This window comes from Paenibacillus sp. JNUCC 34 (assembly GCF_058269055.1).
The window spans coordinates 3,806,532-3,833,363 of sequence record NZ_CM177770.1 but is presented as its reverse complement, the minus strand read 5'-3'; the positions used below and the strand labels follow the sequence as shown (position 1 = coordinate 3,833,363).

The window sequence follows — 26,832 nt, the reverse complement described above, 5'->3', positions numbered from 1 at the left end:
ATTCAGTGATCAATGCGTCACTTCTTTAGTGGATGATGAACATTCATCGATTCATTAAAGAAGTGACGTATTCATTTTTGATAAGACATCATTTTTATTATTAAGCGTCGAATGACACAATAATTATCAGGGGGTATATCAATGAAAAAAGTATTAGTACTGGGAGGTACACGTTTCTTCGGAAAAAGACTGGTTGCGAACCTGATGGACGGCGGTGCTCAGGTGACCATTTTGACAAGAGGCAACAGTAAGGATGATCTCGGCAGTAATGTAAACAGGCTTGTGGCTGACCGTAAGGATCCTGAGAGTCTGAAGCAAGCGGTCGGTAGCTGTGAATATGATGTTGTCTATGATAATATTTGTTATACACCGGAAGAAGCAGGGGATGCGGCACAGCTCTTTGCAGGCCGAGTCGGTCAATACGTCTTGACGTCTACTCTTTCGGTTTATGATTTTGCGGACCATCCGTTAAAAGAAGAAGATTTTGACCCTTACCTTTATCAGGTTGTTTCGAACAATAACGGGGAGTACAACTACAAGGAAGGAAAACGTCAAGCAGAAGCTGTTCTGTTCAGCCGTCATGATTTAAATGTCACTGCCGTACGTTTCCCCATTGTTCTGGGTACAGATGATTATACCAAAAGGCTCTTATTCCATGTCGAGCACGCTTTGAAGGGCGAAGCTATAGGACTGCCTGCGCCAGATGCGCTTATTTCCTTCATTCATGCGGAAGAAGCGGCGGAGTTTCTGAAATGGGCTGGTGAGGTTAAATTCGACGGGCCTGTTAATGCCTGTTCACATGGATCCGTATCGGTGCGCGAGATTATGGATATGATCAAGCAGGAGACAGGCAAGACAGCACCATTGCAGCCATCTGCAGGGATTGATCATATGTCACCGTTTGGGATACCGGGGGATTGGACAATGGACAACAGTCGTGCAGCGGACGCCGGATTTTCGTTCTGGAACTTAAAGGAATGGATGCCACAGCTTATCGCAGAGTACTCAAAGGGTATGAATTTGTAGTGTTGTACATCAGGTATAAAGTTTATACAGGAAAGGAAGTTCATCATGAATGACACCGTCGCAGATCTGGCGAATAGAGCTAAATTGCTGAAGGAAACAGGACAATTGAGTCCAGAGGCTACCTTGCTTGTTGAGGAGCTATTGAAGGAGCTTGAATTAGTGAACCGTCAAAATATAAATCTACGTAAAGCAGCTCTGAAATCATCCTCTAAGCAGGCAAGAATGTCCAGTAAATTGAAGGACGCTTTAATGGAATAATATAATTAGCCTTATCAGGGTCATGTTAAAACACCGGAGGAAATATCCCCCGGTGTTTATCTATTAAGTACGTGTAGGCGTATCCGGATTAGACGGTCGCTTTTTCTTGAATCGTGGTCCTACGTAGTTACGCTTGCGATCTCGGAACAAAATCCAGCCGCCCAGAAAGCCGATGCCGAGGACGAACAGGAGAAGGCCTCCACTAAAATGAAGCCATTGGAACGAAGGGTTCGTTATCTGATCGTCACCGTGTACGGCTATATATAAGAAAACGGCATCTTTCATCATTAAAAAGCCTTTCATCGCCATAAAGCCGGGTATGACCAAAATAAGAATAGCGATGAAGCGGGAAATCAGTAATTTCATACGAGATTCCTTCCTCTTTCAAGATATGAAAATTCTACTTATTATCATACCTTTTTACCAAGTTTATGTCTATTCATGAAACGGGATCAAATTTGTAATACGTAAAAAAGGGAGTACAATAAATATAAAGAAATGAAGTACATAATACGGAGGTGCCGTCAGTGGCAATTACATGTGATTTGGCAATTCTCGGTGGAGGTACCGGTGGCTATGTGGCTGCCATTCGGGCTGCCCAGCTTGGGAAAGACGTAGTCATCATTGAGCAGGACAAGCTCGGAGGAACATGTCTTCATCGGGGCTGCATACCGAGCAAAGCCTTGCTTCGGAGTGCAGAAGTATTTGCGGAGATGAAGGAAAGCGAGAGTTATGGAATTGAGGTCGAAGGCGTTACTTTGTCCTTTGAAAAAGTGCAGAAGAGAAAAGAAAACATAGTGGAAAAACTTCATCAGGGCGTACAGTACTTGATGCGAAAAAATAAAATCCGTGTCATTCACGGTGTTGGCCGGGTTATTGGCCCTTCAATTTTTTCTCCCCGCAGCGGTGCAGTGGCTGTTGAATTAGCGGACGGAGATATGGAGACGGTCGTCCCGACTCATCTTATTATTGCGACGGGTTCGCGCCCCCGTCATCTGCCAGGGCTCGAGCCGGACGGCAAGTATGTAATGACCAGTGATCATGCGCTGTTAATGGAAGAGCTTCCTTCCTCTATCATTATTGTCGGTGGCGGTGTAATCGGTGTGGAATGGGCGTCCATGTTGAATGATTTCGGTGTGGAAGTCACCATTGTGGAGTCTTCTTCTCAATTGCTGCCTGCGGAAGACGAGGAGATCGGTAAGGAGATGAATAAGCTTCTTTCCGGTAGAGGTATCAAGATTATGACCGGAGCTGAGCTGCTGATAGACACCTATGAGATTAGAGACAATCATATTGTTATCGGTGTCCGGCATGGTGGTGAAGAGCATCTCTTATCATCAGACAAGCTGTTGATATCCGTAGGTCGTGTGGGCAATGCCGAGAACATCGGACTTGAGAATACAGATGTACGGATCGACAAGGGTCTAATTGTAACCAATGAATTTATGCAGACGACAGAGCCGCATATTTATGCGATCGGGGATGTTATCGGCGGCCTGCAGCTTGCTCATGCGGCGAGTCATGAAGGAATTACAGCCGTCCATCATTTGGCGGGTGAGAAAGAGCTGTCATACCGTAAGGAATGGATTCCCCGTTGTATTTACACCAGACCGGAAGCAGCCAGTGTTGGACTTACTGAGAAGCAGGCTCTGGAGCGCGGGCATGAGATTAAAGTTGGTAAATTTCCTTTTCAGGCTAACGGAAAAGCACTCGTATACGGGATGCATGAGGGATTTGTGAAGGTTATTGCGGATAAGGCTACAAACGATTTATTGGGAGTACATATGATCGGTCCACATGTGACTGAACTCATTGGTGAAGCAGCCCTTGCACAGGTTTTGGATGCTACGCCTTGGGAAATTGGATCTTCAGTTCATGCACACCCGACACTGTCTGAAATTTTAGGTGAAGCTATGCTGGCTGTTGACGGGAAATCTTCCGGAATTTAAAGCGGATGATACCACTCTGTGCAATCCCGCATTTCTTTTTGTGGAAAAAGAGACTATAATGGCATTAAGCCAAGTCTTAGTACCAGGTTTTAATACTAGATCTGAGAAAGGGATAATACACTGTCATTGTGAAGATAGATGGTGTTATTATTTCAGACTTTTGGTGTGATGACTAAGGAGGGATCTCCATGAAAGAGCAGGAAACGATGACTGAGAAGAACAGGCATGCGCAGCTTGGGTTGACCGACGGGCAAGTACTGGACATGTACAAATATATGATACTGGCGCGAAAGTTTGATGAGCGAAATATGCTTCTTCAACGGGCTGGAAAAATCAATTTTCACGTTTCCGGTATCGGGCAGGAAGCTTGTCAGGTGGCAGCAGCCTTCGCGCTTGACAGGGAAAAAGACTATTTCCTTCCCTATTACCGGGACTACGGATTTGTTCTTACCGTAGGAATGACACCTCGAGAGCTGATGCTCTCTGCTTTCGCTAAGGCGGAGGATCCAAACAGCGGAGGCCGGCAAATGCCAGGCCATTTCGGCAGTAAGAGGCTTCGGATCGTAACCGGCTCCAGTCCGGTAACGACTCAGCTTCCTCATGCTGTCGGGTTTGCTTTAGCTGCAAAAATGCAGAAGAAAGACTTTGTTTCTTTTGTTACGTTTGGTGAAGGTTCAAGCAACCAGGGAGATTTTCATGAAGGATGCAATTTTGCTGGGGTAAATAAACTTCCGGTCATTATTATGTGTGAAAATAATCAGTATGCGATTTCAGTTCCAATGCATAAGCAGCTCGGTGGGAAGGTCAGCGACCGTGCGCTTGGATACGGGTTTCCAGGCATACGTGTGGATGGCAATGACGCACTTGAAGTGTATGCGGCCGTTAAGGAAGCACGTGAACGGGCGGTACGCGGAGAAGGTCCGACGCTGATCGAAGCGATGATGTACCGATTGTCACCACACTCCACTTCAGATAATGATCTGGCATACCGGACGAAAGAAGAAGTTGAAGAGAACTGGAAAAAAGACGGTGTAGCCCGTTTTAAAACATATTTAGTGGACTTGGGGTTATGGGATGAAAATCAGGAACAGGATCTGATAGCCCAGCTAAACCTGGAGATTAAAGAAGCGACGGAATATGCGGACCGGGCTCCTTTTCCGAAGCCGGAGGATACACTACGACATGTGTACGCCGAGAACGAAGGAGGGATATAGAGATGGCCGTTATGGAATATATCGATGCAATTCGTCTCGCAATGAAGGAAGAAATGGAGAGAGATGAATCCGTATTTGTACTTGGGGAGGATGTTGGCGTTAAAGGCGGCGTGTTCACCACAACGAAGGGTCTGATGGAACAGTTCGGTGAAATGCGTGTCATGGATACGCCGTTAGCCGAGTCGGCCATAGCCGGTGTAGCTATTGGTGCAGCGATGTACGGGATGAAGCCGATTGCTGAAATGCAGTATTCAGACTTTATGCTGCCTGCAACGAATCAGATCATTAGCGAAGCGGCAAAAATCCGTTATCGTTCTAATAATGACTGGAGCTGTCCCGTCGTTATCCGTGCTCCGATTGGCGGAGGCATCTTCGGTGGACTTTATCACTCCCAATGTCCGGAATCTATATTCTTCGGGACACCTGGTCTTAAAATCGTAGCTCCATTTACAGCGTACGATGCAAAAGGACTACTGAAGGCAGCCGTACGTGACCCGGATCCGGTATTGTTCTTTGAGAATAAAAAGTGTTACAAGCTCATTAAAGGTGACGTGCCTGAGGATGATTACACCGTGCCAATCGGTAAAGCCAACCTGCTGAGAGCTGGTGCTGACATTACGGTCATTGGATACAGCCAACCATTGCACTTTGTGATGCAGGCGGCGGAGGAACTGGAACGAGAAGAGGGCATTACCGCACACGTTCTGGATCTCAGAACGTTGCAGCCGCTCGATCAAGAGGCCATCATAGAGGCTGCCCGTACCACAGGTAAAGTAATGATCGTGCACGAGGATAACAAAACCGGTGGTGTTGGGGCCGAGGTGGCCGCCATTATCGCAGAGAACTGTTTGTATGAACTTGATGCCCCGATTATGCGCTTGTGTGCACCAGATGTACCTGCGATGCCAATCAGTCCTCCAATGGAGAAGTTCTATATGCTGAATAAGGACAAAGTGAAAGAATCCATGCGTCAACTGGCGCTCTATTAAGATACAAGGAGTTGTGAGCATGTCTGAAAACGGGAAAATGACCGATGTGGCGATGCCGCAGCTGGCGGAGTCTCTTGTCTCCGCTACGATCGGTAAATGGCTTAAAAAGTCGGGAGATCGAATCGAGCAGTATGAACCTATCTGTGAAGTGATGACGGATAAGGTAAATGCGGAAATTCCATCGACTATGGATGGGGTTATGGGAGAAATTTTGGCAGAAGAAGGTCAGACGGTTGCTGTTGGTGAAATCATCTGTCGTATTTCAGCTGTGGGAAGCATTGAACCCGAAACGGCAGCCCCAGCGCAGTCTCAACCAACATCTGGACAGAACATTCCTGCAGCAGGTGATTCTATGCGAGCACGATACTCTCCTGCTGTGCAAAGTCTGGCCGCAGAACACCGCATAGATCTTCATCAAGTAACAGGAACCGGTATGGGGGGCCGAATTACGCGTAAAGATGTGCTCTCCTACATTGAGCGGGGAGGCTCGGCGAAGACTGCGACAGCGACAAGCGCACCAGTCAATCCTACAGCACCGGATATCCAGAAGCCGTCGGTATCTTCAGCTTCGCCGTTTACAGGTATGCTGAATCAATCCCAAGCAGAGCCAAGTCCTCCACTTGGAACAGCTATTCCGAATGTTAGGCATTCTGGTCTCCATTTAACGGAGTCGCCAAAAATTCCAACGATTGAGGTCGAAGGAGCGGGGGGCGGAAGAAACGATTATTTTGTTGATGTAACGCCGATCCGTAACACAATCGCAAGAAATATGCGGCAGAGTGTTTCTGAAATTCCACATGCATGGACGATGATAGAGGTAGACGTTACGAATCTTGTGTTAATCCGGAACAAGTTGAAGGATGAGTTTAAACGTAATGAGGGCGTAAATCTTACCTATTTGGCCTTTTTGTTGAAAGCCGTCGTTAACGCAATCAAGGATTACCCAATCATGAACTCGTTCTGGGCTGTGGACAAAATCGTCGTCAAACGGGAGATAAATCTTTCCCTCGCGGTCGGAACAGAGGATTCGGTCATGACACCTGTCATCAAAAGAGCGGACCAAAAGAACATTGCTGGATTGGCTCGTGAAATTGATGAACTGGCCAGAAAGACCCGTGAAGGTAAACTGACTCTCGACGATATGCATGGCGGTACGTTTACGGTCAATAATACGGGTTCTTTTGGATCGATTTTGTCCTACCCGATTATCAATTACCCTCAGGCGGCGATTTTAACGTTTGAGTCCATTGTCAAAAAACCTGTCGTTATTAATGACATGATCGCAGTACGGTCTATGGCCAATATTTGTCTTTCGTTAGATCATAGAATATTGGATGGCGTCATCTGCGGAAGATTTTTGCAGCGGGTGAAAGATAACTTGGAAGGATTTTCTCTGGATACAAAACTGTATTGATTGTTGATCCCAACTGAGATTTCTTAACAAGGTAAAGTGATATTTTTTAGGGTACTCTAAGAAAGAAGGCACAGCAGGATGAAGAAAGCTTTAGATGTATCTTATACGCCGTTGATGGACTACGGTGCTGCCTGGGACTTGCAAAAGGAGCGGGTAAAGGGAATAGATCTGGGGGAGCGCAGTGAGTGTCTGATGCTTCTCCAGCATCCTCCGACATACACCGTGGGATCGCAGCGGCATCCGGAGCATTTGCTTCTCAGCAGAGAGGAGCTTGAAGCCCAGGGAATAGGCTTATACGAGATAGACCGTGGAGGAGACATTACATACCATGGACCCGGCCAACTGGTCGGATACCCGCTACTCCTTTTGGATGGGGGGGCAAACCTGGATCTTCACGGATACTTGCGAAACGTGGAGCAGGTCATTATCGATTATCTGGCAGACTTCGGAATTGAATCTGGGCGGAAACCAGAGTACACCGGCGTATGGGTTGGCGATCGTAAAATCTGTGCGATTGGAGTAAAGTTTAACAAATGCCGGCATCACCGGGGGTTCGTGACAAGCCATGGATTTGCACTTAACGTTAAGGCTGGGATTGAGAAGGAAGGCTTCTCGGGCATTGTTCCTTGCGGTATACAGGAGTTCGGCGTAACTTCGTTGGAGGAGTGTACCGGGAAGAATTTTTTGGTAGAGGAAGTCGCCCGGGAGATAATACCATACTTCACCCGGGTCTTTCCCTATGAAATCCAGCTTCAAGCGGCAGAATCATAAAGCTATTTAAGGCATTAGCGCAAGAGAATAGGTTCCAATACAATAAAAAGTGTGGAGCCGATCATAGCAGCCAGCATGAGATAGATGACGATTCGAAACCATTTTTTACGTTGCATTATGTTACTCCTTTGGATTAAGTTTAAATTATGAACATAATGATGCATTCATTTTTATACATCGTACAAGCAACATTGTAACCTATCTAAGAAAGAGAGGAAAGTCTAATGATTTCACAAGAGCGTATTATTAATGAGTTTATGGAATTGGTTCGCGTAGACAGTGAGACCAAGCATGAAGAACAGATTTCAGTTGTGCTCAAAGAGAAATTCAGTAGCTTAGGGCTGCAAGTGGTTGAGGATGATACGAAAGAAAAAACCGGTCACGGATCCGGCAACTTGATCATTACCTGGGAAGCGGAACAGGCGGATAAAGCTCCTAAACTTCTCTTCACCTGTCACATGGATACGGTAACGCCTGGCAATGGCATTAAACCAGTTCTCGGCGAAGATGGATGGATCCGCAGTGATGGTACCACCATTCTCGGCTCAGACGATAAAGCTGGAATTGCTGCACTTCTTGAAGCTATTCGTGTAATCAAAGATAATAAAATCCCTCATGGTAAAATTCAATTTATCATTACAGCGGGTGAAGAATCCGGTCTCATGGGCGCACGGGCGCTGGATCCTAAGTATTTGGATGCTGACCTCGGTTATGCGCTGGATTCCAATGGTGAAGTAGGAGCTATCGCCGTGGCAGCTCCGACCCAGGCGAAGGTAACTATGATTATTAACGGGAAATCAGCTCATGCTGGAGTAAATCCGGAAGAGGGTATTAGCGCCATTCAGGTAGCCGCCAAATCTATCGCCAAGATGAACCTCGGGCGGATCGATGAAGAAACAACCGCTAATATTGGGAAATTCCAAGGTGGCGGTCCAACAAATATTGTATGCGACTACGTACAGATTGACGCTGAAGCTAGAAGTATCGTTCAGGAAAAAGTTGAGAAGCAGATTGATCTGATGCGCGATGCGCTGGAAACGACTGTACGGGAATACGGTGCAAAATGCGAATTCCGCAGTGAAATTATATACCCTGCTTTCAGCTATAACGAGAATGATAACGTTGTTCAGCTGGCCAAGCGTGCGATTGGTGGACTTGGACTGTCAGGCCGTACGTTCCCATCCGGAGGAGGCAGTGATGCCAATATATTCAACGGATTGGGCGTTCCAACCGTAAACCTTGCTGTCGGTTACGAGGAGATTCATACAACGAATGAACGAATCAAGGCATCAGATTTGGTCAAAGCAGCACAGATTGTTGTAGCGATTGTTCAAGAAGCAGCAAAGGGTTGATCTAATCCCTTTTACTGAGTGATAATAAACAAACAGCAAAGCCCACATTCGGAAGCAGATTTCCGTGTGTGGGCTTTTCATTTAATAGGTTATTTAATTCAGCGTCGACGATCTACCAATCCCGTTCTCCCGGCGGCGTTGAGCCGGTGACCAGATGGTGTGCCAATGGGTGTTCTCCACAATATGAAGTGCGGCGTTAATGCTATGCATGTACTCCACGACTTTTTCCTTCACTGTATCCGGGCTATCAATACGGGCCATACGAGTAGACAGGGATAGAAGAGAAGACTGCAAATAACAGGCGGCTTCTCCGAATCTGGCCGCCGTATGATCCGGTTGGGATAAACGTAGGTTCTCAAATTTGACGGAAGCCCTTTCATAATCGCCCAGATCATACAATCGTTCTGCAGCAATAAACTGGAGCTCGTTATGATACGGATGTGTATGATTAACTGGATCTTCTGGCAGGCAGCTGATCCGTGTTCCAGCTAATGTCGTATAACCCTCAGAATAAAGCATATATATGAGGGCATACTCTCCGGTAATACCATCAGTTAAAAGAATAAAATCGGCCTCAGCTAGCATACCGAGAGAAACGGCTACTTCGGCAAGTTTATAGCGATCATCATCGGAGGCAGGGAGATACGGGAGAGATCCGCTGAGCCGCCATTTGCACAAGAACATAGTGATACTGATTAAGTCGCGATGCTCATCCTGTATCAAGTCTTCGGCAGTACATTTATTGTTCAAGCGAACCAGTAAATTCATTGCTTCATCTAATCGATCATCGTTGATCAGACAATGAGCATGAATGATTTCGGTTTGAGTATCGGTATATTCGGTCATATTAAAGCAAAGTGCAGCTTCCCTATAGGCTCCGATTTCTCTTAAGGTACATCCGAGAACTGATGTGCAAATGGAATGTGAAGATAACTCAAATATGAGACGATTGAATATGTCACGATCACATAACCCTTCTTGATGCAGCAACAAGGCCCACTCGTTTAATGACTCAGCGGCGTAAGGCATTCCAAAGCCAAGAGCATTCTTAAACGATTCAGCAGCTTCCTTACATTTATTCAGTTTTGCATTTATACGCCCGTATTCGATCCAGCTTAAAGCAGAACGTTCCACATCAGTTGGTGTTGTATAGCTGGCAGCCATCGCAGCTTGTTTAAAGCATGTTAGAGCTTCTTCAAAATGTCCGCGATTCTGATGCCACTTGCCGAGTTCATATGCTTGCGTTGGTGGTTCAGTGTTACAATCGGGCTCTCTATTTATTAGATGTCGCATTTCGAAACCTCCCAATGATAGAACACATGTACAGGGGTATTAGTCATGTTTATATAACGAAAAAAACAGAAAAAAGTCGAAAATTGAGTCTGAAGACCTAAGTTTACACTCATTTTTCGTATTTATCTACGCTGGATTGGATTAAAAGTTCGGCAATCGTGATCTCTGGACCCCATTGCCTTTGCCATTGTTTCAGCATGATTTTTATTTGCCAAGCTTGTCCGACCATATGAATGGATTTCGTGCCTTGGTAGCTCTTCATTGTTCGTTCCTTCTTTCTTAAGAAGTTTGATATAATACAGCTTATGCATCAGTTTTGGCAGTCATGCCGTTTTTAAACAAAGGGGGCCATATTATGAGCGATCTCGGCAATAAAGACCGCCATTCCAACAAGTCTTTGGAAGAAACTACAGTATCAACGGAACAGATATTTAAAGGGAAAGTTATATCACTGCAGGTGGACACGGTTGTCCTGCCGGACGGCCAACAGGCCACTCGTGAAGTGGTTCGTCATCCGGGCGCAGTTGCTGTCCTTGCACTCCGCGACGATAAGATGCTCGTTGTAGATCAGTTCAGACAGCCATTGGGTCGTTGTGAGGTGGAAATACCTGCAGGGAAGTTGGAGCGCGGAGAGGATCCATTGGAAGCAGCTAGACGCGAGCTGAAGGAAGAGACAGGATATACGTGCGGATCGATCCGCAAACTGCAATCCTTCTATACCTCGCCGGGGTTTGCGGATGAAATTATCCATTTGTATCTGGCCGAGGACCTCACAAGTGGGAATATGGCGCCGGATGAGGATGAATTTCTTGAAATGTCTGAGATTACATTAGATGAAGCGTACCGCCTGATTCAGGAAGAACGTATCAGTGATGCCAAAACGATCTTGGCTGTGTATGCATGGAACATGTACAAATTGACGGGGAAAATCTGAAATGTCTCATATGAGACATATTGATACAGCGGGCGGTTTGTGGGACTTTTACAGCGATCTGCATATACATATTGGACGTACAGGGAGTGGACAAGCTGTTAAAATTAGCGGAAGCCGTAACCTTACGTTTGAGAATATTGCGGAGGAAGCTGCCGTTCGTAAAGGAATTGAGATGATCGGCATTATCGATTGTCACTCTCCTTCGGTGCAGGATGATATCCGGACCTGTTTGGACAGCGGTGTAATGAAAGAAATTCATGGCGGGGGTATAGCCTATAAGGATACTGTCATTCTGCTTGGAAGTGAGATTGAGATCAGGGAGAGCGGTAGAGGAGCGGCGCATGTTCTGGCCTATTTTCGTGATCTGGATACGATGCAGGATTTCACACGCTGGATGTCTCGTTATATGAAAAATGTTCAGCTGAGCTCACAGCGTATTTACGTTCAACCAAGAGACCTTCAGCAGGAAATACTGGACCGGGGCGGGATTCTAATACCGGCACATGTGTTTACTCCACATAAAGGTCTTTATGGATGTATGGCTGACAGGATGTCCGATGTGTTTGATCTTTCGGGTATTTCGGCCATAGAGCTCGGATTAAGTGCAGATTCATCGATGGCGGGTCATATATCCGAGCTGGATGACTATTCGTTTTTGACGAACTCCGATGCACATTCACTTGGGAAAATTGGCCGAGAATACAATAAAATACGTATGTTGACCCCTTCTTTTGATGAATTTCGCCTGGCTCTGGGCCGTAAGGATGGAAGACAGGTGATGGCGAACTACGGTCTTAATCCTCGTCTTGGCAAGTACCACCGAACTTACTGTTCTGGCTGTAGCAGCATTTTGGACGAGGAGACCATCGTGTCTTCAATGGACAGATGTCCGTATTGTGGTAGCCTGAAGACGGTTCAAGGGGTATTTGACCGAATTATATCCATCGCCGACAGAAATCTGCCGTCCTTGTCCTCCCATAGGCCCCCGTATTACTATCAGGTCCCTCTGGAATTTATTCCGGGTCTAGGAAAGGCAGCCATATCCAAACTGCTTACAGCATTCGGAACCGAAATGGCGATCCTTCACCGCGCTTCCGAGACCGATATTGCGTGTGTTGTTGGAGAAGATCTTTCACGAAGTATTGTTATGGCCAGAAACGGAACTCTTGAGCTCTCATCCGGCGGAGGTGGAACGTACGGTAAGGTCGTCCGAAAATGAAAGACTATTAAACATGCAAAGTCATAGACGGCATTAATCACACATAGAGTAGGAATAGAGACAGGAAAGGAGACTCTATTTCATGCAATCATTCCGCCAGAGTTTTAAGGATCAGACGCCTCTATATGTGTTTGTTGCCGTTTTATTTTTAGTAGGGGTGCTGTTTGGGGCCTTGATGGTAAACGCACTATCTTTGGAGCAGCAGCAGGATCTTGCAGGTTATTTGGACCACTTTTTTCTGACTTTGCACGAAGGCGGGGAAGGGCAAATTCCAACTTCGTTTGGCAGTATTGCGGCCCTCCATTTGAAATGGATCGGGTTAATCTGGATTTTGGGGCTGTCTGTCATAGGCCTTCCGGGCATTCTTATACTGGATTTCTTAAAAGGCGTTCTTATCGGTTTTACGGTAGGTTATCTTGTTGGTCAATATTCTTGGAAAGGTCTGCTGTTTGCACTAGTGTCCATTGCGCCCCAGAACTTGCTCGTTATCCCAGTGCTGATGATGTGCAGTGTAGCAGCAATAACCTTTTCTATATATATCATCAAAAACCGTCTTCTTATGCAGCGTAGCGGAAGTGTAATGAAACCCTTTACCTCGTATATCGGACTGACCTGTGTGATGGCTCTGTTAATCCTAGGCATATCATCATTTGAAACATGGATTACTCCTAGTATGATGCAGTGGGTAGCACCGATGCTTCTTCCGGCTGGCAGTCTTTAGATGTAGCAAAATCGTTTGACTTTGTTTGCAAATTCCCCCTATAATGAAGGAAGTGAACAATTACGTGCAGTGATTTCCAAGGGGGAGGGAAACGATGGAAGCACGGATCGACAAAATTAAACAGCAGTTACAATCCCAAGGCTACAAATTAACGCCCCAAAGGGAAGCCACCGTCAGCGTATTGTTGGAGAATGAGGATGATCATCTCAGCGCAGAAGACGTTTTTATGCTCGTTAAAGAAAAAGCTCCCGAGATCGGTCTGGCAACCGTGTACCGTACCCTCGAGCTTCTGAGCGAGCTGCATGTGGTGGAGAAGATCAACTTTGGCGATGGTGTAGCGCGTTACGATTTACGGACGGACACGTCTAAACATCATCATCATCATCTGATTTGTACCCAATGCGGAAGCATGGATGAAATACGCGAGGATTGGCTTGGACCATTGGAAGAGCGGCTTGAGAAAGAATTTAATTTCACCGTTCATGATCATCGTCTTGATTTCCACGGCATCTGTTACCGCTGTAAGGATAAGGGAAGACATGACAGCAGTGAGTCATAACACGATAGCAATAATCTGCGGTGATACGTCACACAGGTAGCCCTCTTACGGAGATAGATGTCCCCGAGAGGGCTTTTTTTGAAGAGATAAGGAAGTATAGAACATCCTATCTCGCAAGAAATTCTACCGCTAAATGCGGTCTGTTTAAATAGGAACGATTAATTGAAGATAACCACACTTGCTTGCGTCATATTACATGGAAGATGCTCATAGGCTTGGGTGATAGGCGAAAAACCTCCCAAAAGGCGGTCTGTCACTTTGAGTACGTGAATAGATTTTTTTCTCATGGAAGAGGGGCGATGTGGTTATGATTATTTCTTTACGAAAAATCGGTTCTTGTATAAGATTTATCGTTTTATTTACCGTTCTTACGTTGTTTTTTTACTATGCGTTGTCCATGGTTAATCAATGGGTAGCTCCATCTGACCCATACCGGGTACCGGTCGGACATGCCGTAAAGGCTTTTCAGCCTGAAAACTCAATGGAGACATGGGTAACACCGCGTGACAGACTTCGCTTATACTACTGGTATGGTGAATAAATGTCTGCTGCGTATGGAAGAGCAGTGATAAGGAGCAGAATAAATCATGAAGCAGTATTTGGACGCCTATATATCCTTCTTAAGAGAGGAGAGAGGGCTGTCGAGCAGCACAACAGAATCATACCGTAAAGATATTACGGGTTTTATTGATTTCGCGGAGCAGCGTGGAGTGGATGAACCGACAGAGATAAACCGCACACTGCTTAGTTTGTATTTGGGAAGTTTAAAGCAAAAGGGCAGGGCTCCATCCACGATGATGCGATGCACGGTTTCTCTCCGCTCTTTTTTTCAATATTTGGTGCGTCGTTCGGTTATTGTGCAGGATCCGTCTATCATGCTGGAGTCACCGAAGCCAGAGCGCAAGATTCCTAAGGCGCTTTCTATAGAACAAGTAGACAAGCTCCTTAGTGCACCGGATGTCTCTACTCCTCATGGGGCCCGAGATAAAGCAATGCTGGAGCTGTTGTATGCGGCCGGCATTCGTGTCTCGGAGCTGGTAACACTTGGGGTCCATGATGTGAATACAGATATGAAGTTTGTACGCTGCACTGGAAACTCCGGGAAGGAACGTATTCTGCCAATAAGTCCAATTGCTGCACGCAGCGTGGAACTGTACCTGGCTGGAATGAGGGGGAAGCTTCTCAAAGCGGGCAGTGAAGAGGAAGGACTGTTTTTGAACGCGCTCGGTACAAGGCTAACACGTCAGGGCTTTTGGAAAATCATTAAAAAATACGGCAAGGAGGCTGGGATTTCCGAGGACATTACGCCTCATACACTCCGTCATTCTTTTGCTATTCATATGCTAGATAATGGAGCAGATCTGCGTTCCGTGCAGGAGATGCTTGGCCATTCCGATATATCAACGACACAAATGTACCAAACACCCAAAAAAAGTATGAAAGAAGTTTATGAAACCCACCATCCGAGGGCAGGAAATTAGTCGTTAATATCTTTTCCACGGATCAAGCCGTCACCGCAATTCATACAGAGTTAAGGTAATTCCAATGCCGAACCTACCAATACCGAGGAGTGATTGAACATGTCAGACAACACCAAATATCGTTTTCAGCGGATATGTTTTATTGTGCTTGACAGCGTGGGGATCGGGGAAGCGCCGGACGCAGCTAAATTCGGGGATATTGGGGCTCATACACTGGGTCATATTTTGGAACATAATCCGGAGTTGTCACTGCCAAATCTGCTAAAGCTGGGACTAGGGAATATAGCTCCTTTACCGAACGTAACACCTTCAGATTCCCCTCAAGCCTATTATGGTAAAATGCAGGAGCAATCGGTTGGTAAAGACACAATGACCGGGCATTGGGAACTTATGGGCTTGCGGGTAAAAACGCCGTTTAATACATACCCTCAGGGTTTTCCATCGGCGCTCATTGCACAGTTCGAGCAGCAGACAGGCCGCAGAGTCATTGGAAATAAACCGGCCTCAGGTACGGAAATTATTGAAGAGTACGGCGAAGAGCAGATGAAGTCCGGGGCTTGGATCGTGTATACATCGGCTGACAGTGTGTTTCAGATAGCGGCACATGAAGAAGTGATTTCACTGGAGGAGCTGTATAAAGCTTGTGAAATTGCCCGGCGGCTTACGCTTCAACCTGAATTTTCGGTAGGAAGAGTTATCGCTCGTCCGTATATTGGACAACCAGGCAGTTTTATTCGTACATCTAACCGACATGATTATGCGGTAAAACCTCCTGAGCCGACCATTATGAACTCCCTCGAACATCATGGGTTGGATGTTATTGCTGTCGGTAAGATTAACGACATATTTACCGGGGAAGGTGTCACACAATCATTTCCTACAAAAAGCAACCAACATGGAATTGAAGTATTGATCGAGCAACTGGGTAAAGATTTCAAGGGACTGTTATTTGCGAATTTGGTCGATTTCGATTCACTTTACGGACACCGCCGCGATCCTAAGGGCTATGGACAAGCCTTGAAGTACTTTGACCGGTCTCTTCCTGATATCATGGGAATGCTGAAGGAGGATGATTTACTCATTATTTCAGCAGATCATGGCAATGATCCGGTTCATGCCGGTACGGACCATACCCGGGAATATGTGCCGCTGCTTGTATATAGTTCAGGATTAACAGCTCCTAAAAGCCTTGGGGTTCGGGACACTTTTTCGGACGTGGGCGCAACCATTGCCGATAATTTCGGGGCAAAGCCGTCGGAACATGGCAAGAGCTTTTTATCGCAATTAAAATAATGAATAATGGGGAGAGATGCTGGAATGAGTAACTTAAATCAAGGGATTATTGAAGAAGCAGCTGCATTTATTCGGAGCAAAGGCGGAGTGCAGCCGGAGGTTGGCCTAATTCTTGGATCTGGACTCGGAGTTCTCGCTGACTTATTGGAGGACACGGTATCCATACCTTACAGTGATATTCCGCATTTTCCTGTATCGACCGTAGAAGGGCATGAAGGCGAACTACTGCTTGGGAAAATTCAGGATCGGCCAGTCGTTCTGATGAAAGGCCGCTTCCACATGTACGAAGGATATGGCCCGGAGCTCACAGCGTTTCCGGTACGCGTGATGAAACAACTCGGGGTAAAGAGTCTGCTGGTCACGAACGCGGCAGGAGGAATTAATACTTCCTTTGAGCCGGGTGATCTGATGTTGATTACGGATCATTTAAATATGACAGGACGCAATCCGCTCATCGGACCGAATGACCCGGCACTGGGCGTGCGGTTCCCTGATATGTCTGAGGCGTACAGCCGACGCTTGCGAAAGCTGGCTTTAGAGACGGCAGAGAGCCAAGGAATAACGCTACAGCAGGGTGTTTACGCGGGACTTCTGGGGCCAACTTATGAAACACCAGCCGAAATCGTCATGCTGCGTACTTTAGGCTCTGATGCGGTTGGAATGTCAACGGTATCTGAGGTCATTGTCGCCCGTCATTCGGGTCTGGAGGTGCTCGGCATTTCTTGTATCAGCAATATGGCGGCAGGCATTTTGGATCAACCGTTATCACATGATGAAGTAATGGAGACCGCTGAAAAAGTGCGTGAAAAGTTCCTTGGTCTCGTCATGGCAGTCATTCCGAGCATGTAGGTTACAAGTTTAGTGTAAGGTATCCATTGTGGGGGTGTCCTAAAAGGTCCAATGACCTGGGACGCCCCCTTTGTTTATTGTAAGACGCTCCGTGTACGAATCGTTCCTCCAATCCCTCTTGCCGAAGGACAAGCCTGAAGAAATCGGATAAATCCTCCATTTGGATCTCACATTAGGCTTTTTTAGGAAAATAACAAGTTTTTACATGTAAACCGCCAAAAATATGGAATAATTTACTTCTAACCTGACGACAATGGAAACAGACCCGTTTCATGAGCGGGATATGCCATTACGATTGTTAGGAGGGGACGGATTTGAAAAAAGCGTTTATTGCCGGGATACTTTCACTTTGTGTTGTGTTTGCACCAGCTGCTGCAAGCTATGCTGATGAGAAGAAACCTACCGGAGTATCTGATAGTGAGCTCGCGCCAAGTGCGCGTTCTGCCATTTTGTTGGATGCGGATACCGGAACCATTATTTACGAGAAAAACAGCCATGATAAGCTGCCTCCGGCCAGCATTACCAAGATTATGACGATGCTGTTGACGATGGAAGCCATTGATGACGGCAGGCTCAAAATGACTGATAAGGTGCGGACGAGCGATTATGCGGCTTCAATGGGAGGATCACAGATTTTTCTGGAGCCGGGTGAAGAAATGTCCGTTGAAGAGATGCTGAAGGGAATTGCTATGGCATCCGGCAATGATGCGTCCGTAGCTATGGCGGAAAAAGTAGCGGGCTCTGAAGAAGAGTTCGTTAAGATGATGAACGAAAAAGCAGCGGAACTTGGTATGAAGGATACCAACTTTGCGAACTGCAATGGACTTCCGGCAGAGAATCATTACAGCTCAGCACATGACATTGCTTTAATGAGCCGGGAGCTTCTGAAGTATGAAGGGATTACAAAGTACACAGGTGCATACCAGGATTATTTGCGTAAGGATACTCAAAAGCCATTTTGGCTGGTGAATACGAACAAGCTGGTTCGCTTTTATACAGGAGCAGACGGTCTCAAAACCGGTTATACCTCGGAAGCTAAATTTTGTCTCTCGGCAACGGCGAAGCGAGATGGTCTTCGTACTGTAGCTGTCGTCCTCGGGGCACCAGATACGAAAAACCGCAACAGTGAAGTTTCCCGTATGTTTGACTATGCTTTCGCCCAGTACAGTAAGCATTCGATCTATAAAAAAGGGGAGATGCTTGGGAACATCAAAATTTCCAAAGGTGCTGTACCGGAGCTGCAGCTCCAGGCTGAACAGGACTACAGCGTCCTTGTGAAAAAAGGCGGAAAGACTGCTGAGCTCCGTCATGAGGTGACCGTTCCAGAAAATATTAAGGCACCGATAACCGCAGGCCAGGTTGTAGGCAAGCTGTCGGTATATCAAGGAGATCAGCTGCTCAAGGAATTTGAACTTAAAGCACCAGCGGATGTTAAAAAAGCTGGATGGTGGAAATTGTTTAAGCGCACGACAGGAAAGTTGTTTCATGTAGATTGATAGGGGTTTTCTTCTAGTTTTGTCGGGGGGCAGGAAAGTCTTTTGCAGGCGTAGAAATCTTTGTTCATGTAGGGAGGAGAGTGAGCAAACATGAATCTGCATGTTGAAATGGAGCACCAACGGCATGTGCTGATCGTCAGACTTTCTGGGGAACTGGATCATCATACCGCCGATCATGTCCGGATGCAGCTGGATGAAGCCATCCAGCGCCGTCAGACAGAGCACCTAGTGTTCAGCCTGAAGAATCTTGAGTTCATGGACAGCTCGGGACTGGGCGTTATTCTCGGGCGGTACAAGTTCATCAAACAGAAGGGCGGGAAAATGGCTCTGTGTGACGTTAATGCGCCGGTGTATCGTCTGCTTGAAATGTCAGGGTTGTTTAAGATCATGCCCATTTATGAGAACGAGGGTACTGCACTCTCGGGTTTGGAGGTAGTGTCATGAGTGAAGGGAAAACGCAGCATAATTTCATGACTCTGGAGTTTGCCGCAAAATCGGAAAATGAATCCTTTGCCCGAGTGGCTGTGGCTGCGTTTATATCTCAGCTTGATCCGACAATGGATGAACTCAGTGATTTGAAGACAGTCGTGTCAGAAGCGGTTACAAACTGCATTATTCACGGCTATGACAGCAACCCGGAGGGTGTGGTGAAGATTGAAGCCGAGATCGACGGGGATATGATCATTCTTGTTATTGAGGACAACGGGCATGGCATCGATGATCTGGAAATGGCCAAGCAGCCGCTTTACACGTCTAAGCCTGAACTTGAGCGTTCAGGGATGGGCTTTACGATCATGGAGAACTTTATGGACGAATTTGATGTCATCAGTGAGCCGGGGACCGGTACATCGATCAAAATGAAAAAACGGATCGAATCCAAGAAAGCTTTATATAATTAGGGGTTGGACAAATGGATGCCGATGTGAAGAAGACTTCGCAGACTTATTTGGACGACGCGGAGGTTAAACGTCTGATAGCACTTAGCCAAAGCGGAGACACAGTTGCCCGGGATACGCTTGTAAACTGTAATATTCGTCTTGTCTGGTCGGTTGTGCAGCGGTTCATGAACCGGGGTTACGAGCCGGAGGATTTATTTCAGATCGGTTGTATCGGTCTTCTGAAATCCGTTGACAAATTCGATCTCAGTTATGACGTGAAGTTCTCGACGTATGCCGTACCGATGATTATTGGGGAAATTCAGCGTTTTTTACGTGATGATGGTACGCTAAAGGTAAGCCGTTCGTTAAAAGAAATGGCTAATAAAGTTAGGAAAAAGCGGGACGAGCTCTCCAAACAGCTGGATCGCCTGCCAACGATTAAGGAAGTGGCAGAAGAGCTCGGCGTTACACCAGAGGAAGTGGTCTTCGCCCAAGAGGCGAACAAGCCGCCAACTTCCATCCATGAAACGGTATTCGAGAACGACGGAGATCCCATTACTCTGATGGATCAGATTGCGGACGAATCCCAGGAACGCTGGTTTGATAAGCTAGCACTGAATGAAGCGATTGGAGGCTTGTCTGAACGCGAACGGCTGATTGTTTATTTGCGGTATTACCGTGATCAGACTCAGTCTGAAGTGGCCAGTCGTCTTGGCATTTCGCAGGTGCAGGTCTCAAGGCTTGAGAAGAAAATATTACAAAGTATCCGTAACCAGATAGCGCAGTAGTGCAGCAGTTACTGAGCCTGAAACGTCGTTCCTTGAGGAGCGGCGTTTTTGTGCTGCCTGCATATGGAAAGGTAAAAAAGAGTAGGATGAGCATTCATTTACCATACTAACGGTAATTTAGCAGTAAAGGAGTGTTCCGGATGAAAGCCAATCCCACTCCGACGGTGTTTCTGCAATTACGGAGCCGTATCCGCCTGCCCAGAGATCAGACCGTCAAACTCGGAGATGTTGCTTTTATTATTTGCGACCCGGAATGGGAAGAGAAACTGCGTGGCTTGCCGCTCGTTCACCCCAAAGATCAGGACGGCAACAGGCTTCTGATGGACTTGATTCAGATCATTCCAAAGATTCGACAACTCATTCCGGAAGTGCACATTGAACCGATGGGAAATCACTATACATTAGTGGAACTTATCGGCCCCTCTGCCAAGCCATCCCGATTTTGGTTTCCGATTATTTGGCTGCTTCTGTTTTTTGGCTCTGCTCTGACCATTATGAACTTCCACGCTGACGTAAACATGTTGGAGGTGCATATCCGAATTGTCGAGATGGTAACAGGACAACGGGATGAGCATCCCTATTTGTTTCAGATTGCCTATTCATTAGGGATCGGATTCGGGATGACGGTGTTCTTCAACCATTTATTCAAAAAGAAATGGAATGAGGAGCCAACACCGCTTGAGGTTGAGATGTATCTATATCAGGAGAACCTTGATCAATTTGTTGTTGCTGAAGAATACAGGAAGATGAGAACAGTAGAGATGGCAAAGACGAAGCAAAAGAGAAAGCCAGAGGGAAAACGATGATCACCCTGATGCAGCAGTTGATTTCTTTACTTCTCGGGGTTGCGGGTGGAATTGCAGTTGGCGGGGGTGTTATTGCGCTCATTATTGTCCTTGATATTGTACCGAGACTATCGCAATTAACATGGACCTATGATCGTGTCCACTGGTATGAAGGAGCTCTGATTACAGGATCGTTAATTGGAACGATCGCTGATTTCTGGATGTGGAAAACATCCTTGGGGCCTGTGATCAGCACGATCATCGGACTGTTTTGCGGTGTGTTTGTTGGTATGCTAGCAGCGGCTCTGACCGAAGTGTTGAATGTTCTGCCAATCTTGGCCAAGCGGCTGAAGTTGACTGGTTATTTATTGGGTTTGTTGATGGCGATGGTAGCCGGCAAAGTTGCAGGGTCTCTATTCGATTGGTTTGTTTACCGACAGTAAAGTGGATGGCAATAAGGGGGTAAAGTAAATGGCTGATAAGACGGGATCAACAGGTTATGGAGAGGAGAGTATTCCGGTAGTTCCTCCTTCTGTCAAAAAGTCACTTGAAGAGAAGGAGTTAGTCAATAAAAGAAATGCCGAATCCTCTGACAACACCCATGAATCTGTAATGTATTGGCAGGGCTCGGATGAAATACCCGGCAATCTGAAAGATCTGAAGGGAATCTTGAAAGAGGTAGTGGGGCTTGGCGTTTCTTTTGACGTCGTCCTGCGTGAAATGACGATTGCCGGCAGAAAAACGGGACTGTTGTTTATAAATGGGTTTACCAATGATGTGGTATTGACGGAAATTTTAGATCGTTTTACCTATTTGACACCGGAGGATGTAGGCAATCATATCGTTTCCTCGATCAAGAACCAGTATATTCCTTATGTTCAGGTGGAGGAGATTAATAAACTAAGTGAAGCGATTAATAATATACTCACGGGTTTGTGTGTCGTTTTTTTTGAAGGTGAACATACAGCCATTCTGCTGGATACGAGAAAATATCCTACAAGGTCTCCTGAAGAGCCCGATATTGAACGGGTTGTGCGCGGCGCTAGGGACGGGTTTACTGAATCTATAGTTACGAACATTAATCTGGTCCGGCGCCGTATACGGGATCCGGGACTCCATTGTGAAGCCATGCAGGTGGGACGACGTACTCAAACCGACGTGTGTATTATTTTCATAGATGATATTGTCGACAGGGATCAGGTGGAGGCCATTCGCCACAAAATTCAAGAACTCGATATGGAAGGGCTGCCTCTCGGAGACAAACAGTTGGAAGAAGCTATTGTTAATAAAGGCTGGCATCCTTATCCGCTGGTCCGCTATTCAGAGCGGCCTGACGTGGTCGCCTCACACCTGCTCGAAGGCAGAGTCGTGGTGATGGTAGACACCTCACCAAGCGTGATGATTATGCCGACAACGTTTTTTGACCTGTGCCAGCATGCCGAAGAAAACAGACAGACGCCGTTTATGGGCACCTACCTGCGCTGGATTCGTTTCGGCGGTATATTCGCATCGATGTTTCTTTTGCCGCTGTGGATGCTACTCGTCATACATCCTGAACTGAAACCGCCGTATCTCGATATATTGGGACCAAAGGAAACGGGTAAAATTCCAATTATTATACAGTTCTTAATCGTCGAATTCGGGGTGGACTTGATGCGCCTTGCCGCTGTTCATACACCAACTCCTCTGGCATCTGCCATGGGATTGATTGCAGCGATCCTCATCGGGGACATTGCCGTTAAATCGGGATTGTTTGTTAACGAAGTGATACTGTATATGTCGGTTGCCGCGATCGGTATGTTTGCGACACCGAGTTATGAGTTAGGGTTAGCTAACCGGGTCGTACGTCTTGCACTACTTATAGCAGTAGCGATGTTTGGGGTAAAAGGGTTCGTGATTGGTACGACGCTATTCATTCTGATGCTGACCACACACCGGTCATATAACTCCTCATACTTATGGCCTTTTATACCATTTAATGCAAAGGCGATGGGGGAGATATTGTTTCGTAAGCCGCTGCTTTATTCCAGAACACGTCTGGCTCTGAACAAGACCAGGGATAGCAGTAAGATGGGGGCTGAAATGAGTCCCAAAAGAAAGCAATAACAAATAACACAAAGGTTATGTTGAAAAATCCATTTTATTTACGTTTCGTTGTCTGCTATACTGTGAACAATTATTCGATAATTTAATTTTGTAAATATTGATCGGAGGAATTGTGGGATGTTTTTACACGGTACTAGCAGAATTAATGAACGGGGACATCTAGAAATTGGCGGGTGCGATACTGCTGATTTAAAAGCACAGTTCGGAACCCCTCTTTATATTGTAGACGAGCAGTCGGTTCGTAACCGCTGCAGGGAATATATCGACGCTTTCAAGGTTTCAGGCTTGAAATATCAGGTGGCTTATGCAAGCAAGGCTTTTTGTGTGATGGCTATGTGCCGTCTGGTGGAAGAAGAGGGGATGTCCCTTGATGTTGTATCCGACGGAGAGCTATACACGGCACTGGAAGCGGGATTCCCCGCGGAACGGATTCATTTTCACGGCAATAACAAAACACCAGATGAAATCGAAATGGCTTTGGATGCCCATATTGGCTGCTTTGTAGTAGACAATGAGGTCGAGCTTCATTTGCTGCAGGCTATTGCGGCTGAGAAGGGGCGTCAAGTGAAGATTCTGCTTCGCGTAACTCCTGGTGTAGAAGCACACACGCATGAATACATCTCCACAGGTCAAACCGATTCTAAATTCGGATTTGACATTGGTAACGGATCAGCTTATGAAGCGGTGAAACTTGCTGCGTCTCAACCAAATCTTGAACTTCTGGGATTGCACTCCCACATCGGATCACAGATTTTCGAAGTGGAAGGCTTCCAGATGGCGGTTCAGCGTGTAGCTGAATTTTCACGCTCTGTTAAAGAAGGTCTGAACGTGACGTTCAGCGTGGTAAACCTCGGCGGCGGTTTTGGTATCCGTTACGTGGATGGGGATACTCCACTTCATGTATCACAGTATGTTAAGGCGATCACGGACGCAGTCAAGACATATTTTGCAGGCATTGCACCTGAACTTCCTGAGATTTGGGTTGAACCGGGCCGTAGTATCGTAGGCGATGCAGGAACAACCCTGTATACGGTAGGAACCAGCAAGGATATTCCGGGTGTGCGTAAATATGTCGCAGTTGACGGAGGCATGACAGATAATCCTCGTCCTGCGCTGTACGAATCCCAATATGAAGCACTTCTCGCTAATCGGGCGAATGATCCGGTTGAAGAGAAGGTCTCGATCGCAGGGAAATGCTGCGAAAGCGGCGATATGTTAATCTGGGATGTGGAGTTGCCCAAAGTTGAATCCGGCGACTTGCTAGCCGTTGCTTGTACAGGAGCCTACAACTATTCAATGGCGAGCAATTACAACCGGATCCGCAAGCCGGCGGTTGTGTTCGTTAAAGATGGTATTGGCGATCTGGTCGTTCGTCGCGAGAGTCTCGAAGACATCGTTAGTCACGACGTGGTGCCTGTGCGAATCAACAAGCAGACCGTATTGAGCTAGATATATTGATCTACCCGTAACAAGGATCTCTCCTTTACATCTGTAAAGGGGGATCCTTTTTTTTCTGAGTAACTGCAACTTTATCTCGCAAGAAAAACAACGCTAAACGTGGTCTGTCTCCTTTGAGGTACGTCGATAGACGTTTTTCTTTTGGCCAACCTGTTTGCAACAGATGTTGCAAATAAGATACAATGGGAACGTAATCAAGACATGGGAATGGAATTGATTGGAATGTCATTGATCGAACAATATACTAAGGGAAGTGAAGAGAAATGAAAAAAGGTACAATCGAATTGGAAAACGGCGGAATAGTGGAAATTGACTTTTTTCCTGAAGAAGCGCCTAATACTGTAGCTAACTTTGAAAAATTGGCTAACAGTGGTTTTTATAACGGACTTAGCTTTCACCGTGTAATCCCGGGCTTCGTAGCTCAAGGTGGATGCCCAACAGGTAATGGTACAGGTGGTCCTGGCTATACAATCGACTGTGAGACGGCTACTAACACAACCAAGCATGAAACGGGCGTATTGTCCATGGCGCATGCAGGTCGTAACACTGGCGGCAGCCAGTTCTTCATCTGCTACGGTCCACAGCCTCACTTGGATGGCGTTCACACGGTATTTGGCAAAGTGACAAGCGGTATGGAACTGGTAAACAGTGTAAAACCAGGCGACAAAATGAAAGAAGTTAAAGTATTCGAAGCTTAATACAAAATGATGGACAACCTCCCAAATCGTTATCTACATAACGGCAGGGAGGTTGTTTTTTTGATTCGTACATAAAAAAACCAGTTGCTTTAACAACTGGTCGAAATTAATTAATGAAATTTACCTCGAATATCATGGAGGATTTTAACAATTTCACCGAAAGCCATAAAAGTAATTCCACTTATAAAACCACTAGCCCACCATATTATAGCTGTAACAAGTGAAAAAGAAATATCACGTCCATCTTTTTCTACTGCAATTAATATACCAACAATAAATGATATTACAAGAATTGACACACCTATATAATGGAGTGTTTTATGAAAAATATTATTTTCGGGATACACCTTTTTTGGAAATATGTCTTGATTGATTTGCTCTTCTGTGTCAAATTGTAGAATTTTTTCAAGTTCAGTAGTCAATTTATTGGGCACTCCCTCTCTTTTGTGTTAGAAGAAATGAAACAAATAAATTAACCATCGAAAGTGAGAAGATGAAGTTAAAAATATTTATCGTTCTATAAGTCCAATCTAGAGCACGGTAAAAATCAAAAAAGAAATAATAATTAGATGGTTCAAACCACTGTAGTATCAGATACATTAATTGACCAAGCGAAAACAATACAGAACCAATAATGGCTAGTATTATTGATTTCTTTAATTTCATGGAAAAACCTCCCTATTTATTGCAATAGGAGTATAGTACTATGTCTAACGAACTGCAGTCTAGGTAATTAATGGATAAATGAGAAAAGGTTGTTTGTCTAATGGTAAGATAATCACTATAGAAAAGTAAGTTATCAACCCTTGCTTTTTTGCTTATTGAGTGATAAGCTTTTTTCATGTTACCACTTAGATGACTAGAGTTATTCGTGGGATTTTGGTAGGAATCATAAATAACTGTAGGAAATCTAGCGGTATCAAGGACATGTAAGGATAAAATTTAATAATGATCGATCCTTCGGGGCAGGGTGAAATTCCCTACCGGCGGTGATGGACGTGGTGAAGAAGCGTAAAGCCTATGCAAAAGCTTATCACTGCGGACTTAGTCCGTGACCCGGATATACGTAAGTATATGCGGTGGACCTGGTGCAAATCCGGGACCGACAGTATAGTCTGGATGGGAGAAGGAGAGAAGGCGAGTTATCGCTTATTTTTGCGGTATAGTCTGATAGGAACAGTAATATTTGATATGTGCAGGTTTTCACAAAGTGTGTGCGACCAATGGTATTGCCTTTTAAGCAGTACAGTTGATGCTCTTCTTTGGTTATAACCAGCATGTCTTGTTTGTTTCTGTCCGAA

General features: G+C 45.9%; 31 protein-coding genes and 1 riboswitch. Of the genes, 25 read left to right on the top strand and 6 right to left on the bottom strand.

Features of this window, described 5'->3' with window-relative positions; genetic code table 11:
* Positions 1-141 precede the first annotated feature (141 nt).
* Both AC2TF5_RS17995 and AC2TF5_RS17990 read left to right on the top strand, forming a co-directional pair.
* The gene (locus AC2TF5_RS17995) at positions 142-1,026 is read left to right on the top strand and encodes an NAD-dependent epimerase/dehydratase family protein (protein WP_491298528.1); all 885 of its coding nucleotides are present in this window, start codon (positions 142-144) and stop codon (positions 1,024-1,026) included.
* A gap of 45 nt (positions 1,027-1,071) precedes the next feature.
* Complete coding sequence (locus AC2TF5_RS17990; protein WP_491298527.1) at positions 1,072-1,284, top strand: hypothetical protein; 213 nt, start codon at positions 1,072-1,074, stop codon at positions 1,282-1,284.
* Positions 1,285-1,347: 63 nt separating this feature from the next.
* On the opposite strand, the gene AC2TF5_RS17985 is transcribed toward AC2TF5_RS17990, so the two are convergent.
* Positions 1,348-1,650 (bottom strand): DUF2627 domain-containing protein, encoded by a 303-nt coding sequence (locus AC2TF5_RS17985; protein WP_491298525.1) that lies wholly within the window; start codon positions 1,648-1,650, stop codon positions 1,348-1,350.
* A gap of 161 nt (positions 1,651-1,811) precedes the next feature.
* On the opposite strand from AC2TF5_RS17985, the gene lpdA reads away from it, so the two are divergent.
* The 5 genes from lpdA to lipB all read left to right on the top strand — a co-directional run bounded on the left by lpdA (position 1,812) and on the right by lipB (position 7,621).
* Positions 1,812-3,233, top strand: coding sequence for a dihydrolipoyl dehydrogenase (lpdA, locus tag AC2TF5_RS17980; protein WP_491298524.1), 1,422 nt, complete (start codon positions 1,812-1,814; stop codon positions 3,231-3,233).
* A gap of 188 nt (positions 3,234-3,421) precedes the next feature.
* Positions 3,422-4,447, top strand: coding sequence for a thiamine pyrophosphate-dependent dehydrogenase E1 component subunit alpha (locus AC2TF5_RS17975; RefSeq protein WP_491298523.1), 1,026 nt, complete (start codon positions 3,422-3,424; stop codon positions 4,445-4,447).
* A 2-nt stretch (positions 4,448-4,449) separates the two neighbouring features.
* Entirely contained in the window at positions 4,450-5,436 is a 987-nt protein-coding gene (locus tag AC2TF5_RS17970) for an alpha-ketoacid dehydrogenase subunit beta (protein WP_208914618.1), read from the top strand.
* Between the two features lie 19 nt (positions 5,437-5,455).
* Positions 5,456-6,850: a dihydrolipoamide acetyltransferase family protein gene (locus AC2TF5_RS17965; protein ID WP_491298521.1), complete on the top strand. Its 1,395-nt coding sequence runs from the start codon at positions 5,456-5,458 to the stop codon at positions 6,848-6,850.
* Positions 6,851-6,928: 78 nt separating this feature from the next.
* Positions 6,929-7,621 carry a lipoyl(octanoyl) transferase LipB gene (gene lipB, locus AC2TF5_RS17960; protein ID WP_491298520.1) on the top strand — a complete coding sequence of 231 codons (693 nt, stop codon included), beginning with the start codon at positions 6,929-6,931 and terminating at the stop codon, positions 7,619-7,621.
* A gap of 14 nt (positions 7,622-7,635) precedes the next feature.
* Here the strand turns inward: lipB and prli42 are convergent, their stop codons facing one another.
* On the bottom strand, positions 7,636-7,737 hold the full coding sequence (gene prli42 / locus AC2TF5_RS17955; RefSeq protein ID WP_491298518.1) for a stressosome-associated protein Prli42: 102 nt from the start codon (positions 7,735-7,737) through the stop codon (positions 7,636-7,638).
* Positions 7,738-7,845: 108 nt separating this feature from the next.
* On the opposite strand from prli42, the gene AC2TF5_RS17950 reads away from it, so the two are divergent.
* Positions 7,846-8,973, top strand: coding sequence for a tripeptidase T (locus AC2TF5_RS17950; protein WP_491298517.1), 1,128 nt, complete (start codon positions 7,846-7,848; stop codon positions 8,971-8,973).
* Positions 8,974-9,066: 93 nt separating this feature from the next.
* Here AC2TF5_RS17950 and AC2TF5_RS17945 read toward each other — a convergent pair whose 3' ends face one another.
* Both AC2TF5_RS17945 and mciZ read right to left on the bottom strand, forming a co-directional pair.
* Positions 9,067-10,266, bottom strand: coding sequence for a hypothetical protein (locus AC2TF5_RS17945; protein WP_491298515.1), 1,200 nt, complete (start codon positions 10,264-10,266; stop codon positions 9,067-9,069).
* 109 nt (positions 10,267-10,375) lie between these two features.
* Positions 10,376-10,528 (bottom strand): Z-ring formation inhibitor MciZ, encoded by a 153-nt coding sequence (gene mciZ, locus AC2TF5_RS17940; protein WP_491298514.1) that lies wholly within the window; start codon positions 10,526-10,528, stop codon positions 10,376-10,378.
* A gap of 93 nt (positions 10,529-10,621) precedes the next feature.
* Here mciZ and AC2TF5_RS17935 point away from each other — a divergent pair, with 93 nt between their 5' ends.
* The 17 genes from AC2TF5_RS17935 (at position 10,622) to AC2TF5_RS17855 (ending at position 25,531) form a co-directional block, all read left to right on the top strand.
* Entirely contained in the window at positions 10,622-11,200 is a 579-nt protein-coding gene (locus AC2TF5_RS17935; protein WP_491298513.1) for an NUDIX domain-containing protein, read from the top strand.
* A gap of 10 nt (positions 11,201-11,210) precedes the next feature.
* Positions 11,211-12,419: an endonuclease Q family protein gene (locus tag AC2TF5_RS17930; protein ID WP_491302931.1), complete on the top strand. Its 1,209-nt coding sequence runs from the start codon at positions 11,211-11,213 to the stop codon at positions 12,417-12,419.
* An 82-nt stretch (positions 12,420-12,501) separates the two neighbouring features.
* Positions 12,502-13,140: a stage II sporulation protein M gene (gene spoIIM / locus AC2TF5_RS17925; RefSeq protein WP_491298512.1), complete on the top strand. Its 639-nt coding sequence runs from the start codon at positions 12,502-12,504 to the stop codon at positions 13,138-13,140.
* A gap of 94 nt (positions 13,141-13,234) precedes the next feature.
* Positions 13,235-13,699, top strand: a complete 465-nt coding sequence (gene fur, locus AC2TF5_RS17920) for a ferric iron uptake transcriptional regulator (RefSeq protein WP_208914608.1) — start codon at positions 13,235-13,237, stop codon at positions 13,697-13,699.
* A 307-nt stretch (positions 13,700-14,006) separates the two neighbouring features.
* A complete protein-coding gene (locus tag AC2TF5_RS17915) occupies positions 14,007-14,240 on the top strand; it encodes a YqzK family protein (RefSeq protein WP_491298510.1) in 234 nt (77 codons plus the stop codon).
* A 46-nt stretch (positions 14,241-14,286) separates the two neighbouring features.
* A complete protein-coding gene (gene xerD, locus AC2TF5_RS17910; RefSeq protein ID WP_491298509.1) occupies positions 14,287-15,180 on the top strand; it encodes a site-specific tyrosine recombinase XerD in 894 nt (297 codons plus the stop codon).
* A 99-nt stretch (positions 15,181-15,279) separates the two neighbouring features.
* The gene (deoB, locus tag AC2TF5_RS17905) at positions 15,280-16,473 is read left to right on the top strand and encodes a phosphopentomutase (protein ID WP_491298508.1); all 1,194 of its coding nucleotides are present in this window, start codon (positions 15,280-15,282) and stop codon (positions 16,471-16,473) included.
* Between the two features lie 24 nt (positions 16,474-16,497).
* Entirely contained in the window at positions 16,498-17,322 is an 825-nt protein-coding gene (locus AC2TF5_RS17900) for a purine-nucleoside phosphorylase (protein WP_491298507.1), read from the top strand.
* 314 nt (positions 17,323-17,636) lie between these two features.
* On the top strand, positions 17,637-18,818 hold the full coding sequence (locus AC2TF5_RS17895) for a D-alanyl-D-alanine carboxypeptidase family protein (protein WP_491298506.1): 1,182 nt from the start codon (positions 17,637-17,639) through the stop codon (positions 18,816-18,818).
* Between the two features lie 90 nt (positions 18,819-18,908).
* Entirely contained in the window at positions 18,909-19,262 is a 354-nt protein-coding gene (gene spoIIAA / locus AC2TF5_RS17890; RefSeq protein ID WP_491298505.1) for an anti-sigma F factor antagonist, read from the top strand.
* Complete coding sequence (gene spoIIAB / locus AC2TF5_RS17885) at positions 19,259-19,717, top strand: anti-sigma F factor (RefSeq protein WP_491298504.1); 459 nt, start codon at positions 19,259-19,261, stop codon at positions 19,715-19,717. The genes spoIIAA and spoIIAB overlap by 4 nt, the downstream gene beginning before the upstream one ends.
* Before the next feature lie 11 nt (positions 19,718-19,728).
* A complete protein-coding gene (sigF, locus tag AC2TF5_RS17880; protein WP_491298502.1) occupies positions 19,729-20,484 on the top strand; it encodes an RNA polymerase sporulation sigma factor SigF in 756 nt (251 codons plus the stop codon).
* 140 nt (positions 20,485-20,624) lie between these two features.
* Entirely contained in the window at positions 20,625-21,290 is a 666-nt protein-coding gene (locus AC2TF5_RS17875; RefSeq protein WP_491298501.1) for a stage V sporulation protein AA, read from the top strand.
* Complete coding sequence (locus AC2TF5_RS17870) at positions 21,287-21,712, top strand: stage V sporulation protein AB (RefSeq protein ID WP_491298500.1); 426 nt, start codon at positions 21,287-21,289, stop codon at positions 21,710-21,712. Before AC2TF5_RS17875 ends, AC2TF5_RS17870 begins: the two co-directional genes overlap by 4 nt.
* A gap of 28 nt (positions 21,713-21,740) precedes the next feature.
* Positions 21,741-23,375, top strand: coding sequence for a spore germination protein (locus tag AC2TF5_RS17865; protein ID WP_491298499.1), 1,635 nt, complete (start codon positions 21,741-21,743; stop codon positions 23,373-23,375).
* Between the two features lie 117 nt (positions 23,376-23,492).
* Positions 23,493-24,824, top strand: a complete 1,332-nt coding sequence (lysA, locus tag AC2TF5_RS17860; protein ID WP_491298498.1) for a diaminopimelate decarboxylase — start codon at positions 23,493-23,495, stop codon at positions 24,822-24,824.
* Between the two features lie 272 nt (positions 24,825-25,096).
* Positions 25,097-25,531: a peptidylprolyl isomerase gene (locus tag AC2TF5_RS17855; protein WP_491298497.1), complete on the top strand. Its 435-nt coding sequence runs from the start codon at positions 25,097-25,099 to the stop codon at positions 25,529-25,531.
* 110 nt (positions 25,532-25,641) lie between these two features.
* Here the strand turns inward: AC2TF5_RS17855 and AC2TF5_RS17850 are convergent, their stop codons facing one another.
* Together AC2TF5_RS17850 and AC2TF5_RS17845 are read right to left on the bottom strand one after the other, a co-directional pair.
* Positions 25,642-25,953 (bottom strand): hypothetical protein, encoded by a 312-nt coding sequence (locus AC2TF5_RS17850; protein ID WP_491298495.1) that lies wholly within the window; start codon positions 25,951-25,953, stop codon positions 25,642-25,644.
* Position 25,954: 1 nt separating this feature from the next.
* The gene (locus AC2TF5_RS17845) at positions 25,955-26,197 is read right to left on the bottom strand and encodes a hypothetical protein (RefSeq protein ID WP_491298493.1); all 243 of its coding nucleotides are present in this window, start codon (positions 26,195-26,197) and stop codon (positions 25,955-25,957) included.
* Between the two features lie 286 nt (positions 26,198-26,483).
* Positions 26,484-26,666: riboswitch (FMN riboswitch) on the top strand.
* The last annotated feature ends 166 nt before the right edge of the window (positions 26,667-26,832 follow it).

Bases quoted from the DNA above. Each gene is read 5' to 3' on its own strand.
- AC2TF5_RS17975 (WP_491298523.1), top strand. From the start codon at position 3,422: ATGAAAGAGCAGGAAACGATGACTGAGAAGAACAGGCATGCGCAGCTT.
- AC2TF5_RS17900 (WP_491298507.1), top strand. From the start codon at position 16,498: ATGAGTAACTTAAATCAAGGGATTATTGAAGAAGCAGCTGCATTTATT.
- AC2TF5_RS17875 (WP_491298501.1), top strand. From the start codon at position 20,625: ATGAAAGCCAATCCCACTCCGACGGTGTTTCTGCAATTACGGAGCCGT.
- fur (WP_208914608.1), top strand. From the start codon at position 13,235: ATGGAAGCACGGATCGACAAAATTAAACAGCAGTTACAATCCCAAGGC.
- AC2TF5_RS17915 (WP_491298510.1), top strand. From the start codon at position 14,007: ATGATTATTTCTTTACGAAAAATCGGTTCTTGTATAAGATTTATCGTT.
- mciZ (WP_491298514.1), bottom strand. From the start codon at position 10,528: ATGAAGAGCTACCAAGGCACGAAATCCATTCATATGGTCGGACAAGCT.
- AC2TF5_RS17930 (WP_491302931.1), top strand. From the start codon at position 11,211: ATGAGACATATTGATACAGCGGGCGGTTTGTGGGACTTTTACAGCGAT.
- AC2TF5_RS17870 (WP_491298500.1), top strand. From the start codon at position 21,287: ATGATCACCCTGATGCAGCAGTTGATTTCTTTACTTCTCGGGGTTGCG.
- xerD (WP_491298509.1), top strand. From the start codon at position 14,287: ATGAAGCAGTATTTGGACGCCTATATATCCTTCTTAAGAGAGGAGAGA.
- AC2TF5_RS17945 (WP_491298515.1), bottom strand. From the start codon at position 10,266: ATGCGACATCTAATAAATAGAGAGCCCGATTGTAACACTGAACCACCA.
- spoIIM (WP_491298512.1), top strand. From the start codon at position 12,502: ATGCAATCATTCCGCCAGAGTTTTAAGGATCAGACGCCTCTATATGTG.
- lysA (WP_491298498.1), top strand. From the start codon at position 23,493: ATGTTTTTACACGGTACTAGCAGAATTAATGAACGGGGACATCTAGAA.
- lipB (WP_491298520.1), top strand. From the start codon at position 6,929: ATGAAGAAAGCTTTAGATGTATCTTATACGCCGTTGATGGACTACGGT.
- spoIIAA (WP_491298505.1), top strand. From the start codon at position 18,909: ATGAATCTGCATGTTGAAATGGAGCACCAACGGCATGTGCTGATCGTC.
- AC2TF5_RS17950 (WP_491298517.1), top strand. From the start codon at position 7,846: ATGATTTCACAAGAGCGTATTATTAATGAGTTTATGGAATTGGTTCGC.
- AC2TF5_RS17855 (WP_491298497.1), top strand. From the start codon at position 25,097: ATGAAAAAAGGTACAATCGAATTGGAAAACGGCGGAATAGTGGAAATT.
- AC2TF5_RS17990 (WP_491298527.1), top strand. From the start codon at position 1,072: ATGAATGACACCGTCGCAGATCTGGCGAATAGAGCTAAATTGCTGAAG.
- AC2TF5_RS17970 (WP_208914618.1), top strand. From the start codon at position 4,450: ATGGCCGTTATGGAATATATCGATGCAATTCGTCTCGCAATGAAGGAA.
- AC2TF5_RS17935 (WP_491298513.1), top strand. From the start codon at position 10,622: ATGAGCGATCTCGGCAATAAAGACCGCCATTCCAACAAGTCTTTGGAA.
- sigF (WP_491298502.1), top strand. From the start codon at position 19,729: ATGGATGCCGATGTGAAGAAGACTTCGCAGACTTATTTGGACGACGCG.
- deoB (WP_491298508.1), top strand. From the start codon at position 15,280: ATGTCAGACAACACCAAATATCGTTTTCAGCGGATATGTTTTATTGTG.
- AC2TF5_RS17965 (WP_491298521.1), top strand. From the start codon at position 5,456: ATGTCTGAAAACGGGAAAATGACCGATGTGGCGATGCCGCAGCTGGCG.
- AC2TF5_RS17985 (WP_491298525.1), bottom strand. From the start codon at position 1,650: ATGAAATTACTGATTTCCCGCTTCATCGCTATTCTTATTTTGGTCATA.
- AC2TF5_RS17995 (WP_491298528.1), top strand. From the start codon at position 142: ATGAAAAAAGTATTAGTACTGGGAGGTACACGTTTCTTCGGAAAAAGA.
- AC2TF5_RS17865 (WP_491298499.1), top strand. From the start codon at position 21,741: ATGGCTGATAAGACGGGATCAACAGGTTATGGAGAGGAGAGTATTCCG.
- AC2TF5_RS17845 (WP_491298493.1), bottom strand. From the start codon at position 26,197: ATGAAATTAAAGAAATCAATAATACTAGCCATTATTGGTTCTGTATTG.
- prli42 (WP_491298518.1), bottom strand. From the start codon at position 7,737: ATGCAACGTAAAAAATGGTTTCGAATCGTCATCTATCTCATGCTGGCT.
- spoIIAB (WP_491298504.1), top strand. From the start codon at position 19,259: ATGAGTGAAGGGAAAACGCAGCATAATTTCATGACTCTGGAGTTTGCC.